Source organism: Candidatus Methylomirabilota bacterium, from assembly GCA_035709005.1.
Lineage (GTDB): Bacteria > Methylomirabilota > Methylomirabilia > Rokubacteriales > CSP1-6 > 40CM-4-69-5.
The window spans coordinates 1-3,020 of the sequence record DASTFB010000090.1 but is presented as its reverse complement, the minus strand read 5'-3'; the positions used below and the strand labels follow the sequence as shown (position 1 = coordinate 3,020).

Below are 3,020 nucleotides of genomic sequence, written 5' to 3'. Positions count from 1 at the left end.
TCGATCGACCCGGTAGCCTTCCTCATGGACCGAGCGGTGATGCCGGCGACACAACAGCGCGAGGTTGGAGAGCGTTGTCGGGCCACCCTGCGCCCAGTGGCGGAGATGATGCCCCTGGGCGAAGCGCACGCCGCATCCTGGGAAGCGACAGCCGCGGTCCCGGTGCTGGAGCGCTCTTCGCAGGGCGGGCGGGATCGTGCGCGTCCGGGCGCCGACTTCCAGCAGGCGGCCGTCTCTGTCGTGGCGCATCACCACCCTGCTGGCATCGCAGGCCAGGCGCTGGGACGTTCCAGCTGGAACGCGTGGGCCCTCGTCGAGGACCGACTGGCCGGGCGCATCGGCGTCCGCCAGGACCTCGGCATCGACGTGGACCACTACCTGGTAACGCTCGCCCGGGGCACCGGGATCAAGCCCATGGTGCAGGGCGGTCTCCGCCAGCAGGGCCAGGGCGTCGGCCTGCTGCTGGGCGAGGGTGGAGATGTCTGGGATGACCGGGAACGTTCCCGCGGGAACGTCGCCCGAGCCGCTCTCCGTCTTAGCGCGGCGTTCCTGCTCGTTGGCGCGCGCTTTTTGATACAGCGCCTCTCGTGCTGCGGCCAGCGCCTGAATGACCAGCGCGCCGACCTCGGGCTCCAGCCGCCCCCGGAGCACCACCATGCCGTCTACATCGTGATACACGTGCAGGGCCCGGCTCTTGTGCCGCTGCGCCGCCTCCCGAGCCTCGGCCTCCCGATCGGCCCTCCGCCAGCCCCGGACGATCCGCTCGACGTGTTCGGCCGTCCCGGCCAGCCCGACGGCGAGCAGCCGCTCCTCGGTCTCCGGGGTGGCCACCCGGGTCAGGGCCCGGACCTTCGAGTACGACAGCTCCCCGCGAGCGAGCGCCTGGGCCAGCAGCGGCAACGTCCCGAGAGCGCGCGCCACGCGCACGTGCTCACGGGCAGCGCCGGGCGCGAGTCCGACCCGCCAGGTCAACCAGTGGGCGCAGGACTTGAACCCGTTGCCCCAGCCGCCGCCGGCGTCGAACTCGCGAATGAGATCCAGGAGGCGGGCCATGGCGGCATCCAGATGAGCCGCCAGCTCCGCGATCTCGTCGCCGAGCCGGTCCAACTCTGCGGCGCGGCTGTGAGTGGCATCGACGGTCAGCGAGTGGATCTCCACAGCGAACCCTCCCTCTGCTGGCCGACTCTACACCCTGGTTTTCGCCCTCCCGAGGAGCGTCGGGGGCGAGCGATTTCAGAAGGAGAAATGATTTTTGATCGTGACGGACTCGATCGCGCGCCGGTGCGCCCGTGCGCTGGGCTCGTTTTTGCTGAGGGCTACGCGCCGCATGAACGGCGCAGCCGCGGAGGCTGTCAAGGGGAAAAACGCAGGATGCTGCGGTGTCCACTATTGTTGACAGTCGGGCCCCGGCGCGAAAGAATCCTGGGAGCTGACGGCGATGAGTGAGGCCGCCAGGAGGAAAATTGCCGAAACAGTCCAGGAAGATTAAGGCGCGCGCCACCGTACCCCCGGTTCGCAGAGCCTCGGCTCGTCGAGGCGCTGGGCGATTCGCCGGTCGTGCTGATCCACGGGCCCCGGCTACGCTCAGAGCTTCATGTGCGGGTCCAGCCAGTCACGCAGGGCGTTGCCCATCAGGTTGATGACGAGCGTCGTCACGAAGATCGCGAGGCCCGGAAAGGTGGCGATCCACCAGGAGTTCAGCATGTAGAGGCGCCCTTCGCCGAGCATGTTTCCTCAGGCCGGAGTCGGCGGCTGAATCCCGAGCCCGAGGAAGGACTCCTTGAGATGGTGGCGCAATGGACCAAGGTCCAATAGCGGTGTTCCGGCGTCGCTTGCTAGCCTCTGCGCCGGAGGCCTTCCGCAAGGCCGTCCCGAGTAGCAGGCGCCGATAGCGCGCCTGAACCCCAAGGAGGGTCTTGGCCATGAAAGTGGAAACCGCAGCAAAATTCAAGTATGGCATCTGGGGTCTGATCGGTGGGGCCGCCATCGCAATGATCCTCGGCTTCATGTGGGGCGGCTGGATGACCACCAGCACTGCCCACGGCATGACGCAAAAAGCGGTCGTGGCGAGTCAGGCGGCGATCTGCGTCGCGCAGTTCGTGAAGCAGCCCAATCATGAACAAAAGCTCAAGGAATTCGCTGAAGTCAACAACTGGTCGAGGAGTGAATTCATCGAGAAGGGCGGCTGGGACAAGATGCCCGGGCAAGACAAGGCCAGCCCGGAGGTAGCCCAGGCATGTGCCGAGGGGCTCGAGCTTCTCGTCAAGAAATGATGATCCGGATCAACCTCGCGAATCCGCAGGAGTTACTGGAGCTCCCGGGCATTCATCAAGCGGCGGGTGACGCCATCGTTCGTCATCGCGTTCAGCACGGCCCCATCAGCGGCGCGACGGAGCTGATGCAGATCCTGGGACCCGACATGGTCACGCCGGCGTTGCTGGCGCACGTCGACTTCCAGCCGGCGGAAGCGACTGCAGCCGAAGCGCCCGGGGCGTGACTGCGCACAAGGCGCCTTCTCCGCCGCTCACCCGACGCGTGATGGTCCTGCTGGCCTTCAAGCGTCAGACCTGGTCGGAGGTCTGACGCTCCTCGCCGTCGCGCCGCTCGCCGTGCGCGGGCGATGGAGGGTGTACTTCCCCGATCAGTAACCCGTGACGTACGGCAGCTTCCCCGCCGTCGCCTCGATCGCCGCGCCCGCCTCCAGCAGCACCGCCGTGGAATCCCAGGTCCCACCCACGAGCTGATTCCTGGGCCCGTCGGGGATGCTGGCCTTGATCACGCGATCGCCGACGCGTACCTCCTGCTTCTCCACGTCGACCGTGACCGCCTGCTCGGGGGCGCGCTCGATGGCTTTCTGGAGCCACTCCAGGTCGGCCTGAGAGGCGGTCAGGCACGGGATGCCGAGCATCACGCAGTTGCCGAAGAAGATCTCGCCGAAGGAGCCGCCCACGATGGCCCGGATGCCCCAGCGCATCAGGGCCTGGGGGGCGTGCTCGCGGGAGGAGCCGCAGCCGAAGTTC

Annotated in this window: 5 protein-coding genes; 2 read left to right on the top strand and 3 right to left on the bottom strand. The window is 67.5% G+C overall.

Translation table 11 applies throughout. The annotated features are described in order from the left end of the window. Positions 1–1,158 (bottom strand): DUF222 domain-containing protein (locus VFR64_17095; GenBank protein ID HET9491458.1); only part of this gene is annotated, 1,158 nt, incomplete at its 3' end. Between the two features lie 426 nt (positions 1,159–1,584). Further along, positions 1,585–1,728 carry a hypothetical protein gene (locus tag VFR64_17090; protein ID HET9491457.1) on the bottom strand — a complete coding sequence of 48 codons (144 nt, stop codon included), beginning with the start codon at positions 1,726–1,728 and terminating at the stop codon, positions 1,585–1,587. A gap of 194 nt (positions 1,729–1,922) precedes the next feature. Here VFR64_17090 and VFR64_17085 point away from each other — a divergent pair, with 194 nt between their 5' ends. Both VFR64_17085 and VFR64_17080 read left to right on the top strand, forming a co-directional pair. Further along, positions 1,923–2,273, top strand: a complete 351-nt coding sequence (locus tag VFR64_17085; GenBank protein HET9491456.1) for a hypothetical protein — start codon at positions 1,923–1,925, stop codon at positions 2,271–2,273. Next, the gene (locus tag VFR64_17080) at positions 2,270–2,497 is read left to right on the top strand and encodes a helix-hairpin-helix domain-containing protein (protein ID HET9491455.1); all 228 of its coding nucleotides are present in this window, start codon (positions 2,270–2,272) and stop codon (positions 2,495–2,497) included. The genes VFR64_17085 and VFR64_17080 overlap by 4 nt, the downstream gene beginning before the upstream one ends. Positions 2,498–2,641: 144 nt before the next feature. On the opposite strand, the gene VFR64_17075 is transcribed toward VFR64_17080, so the two are convergent. Then, on the bottom strand, positions 2,642–3,020 hold a 379-nt coding region (locus tag VFR64_17075), incomplete at its 5' end, for an isopropylmalate isomerase (protein ID HET9491454.1).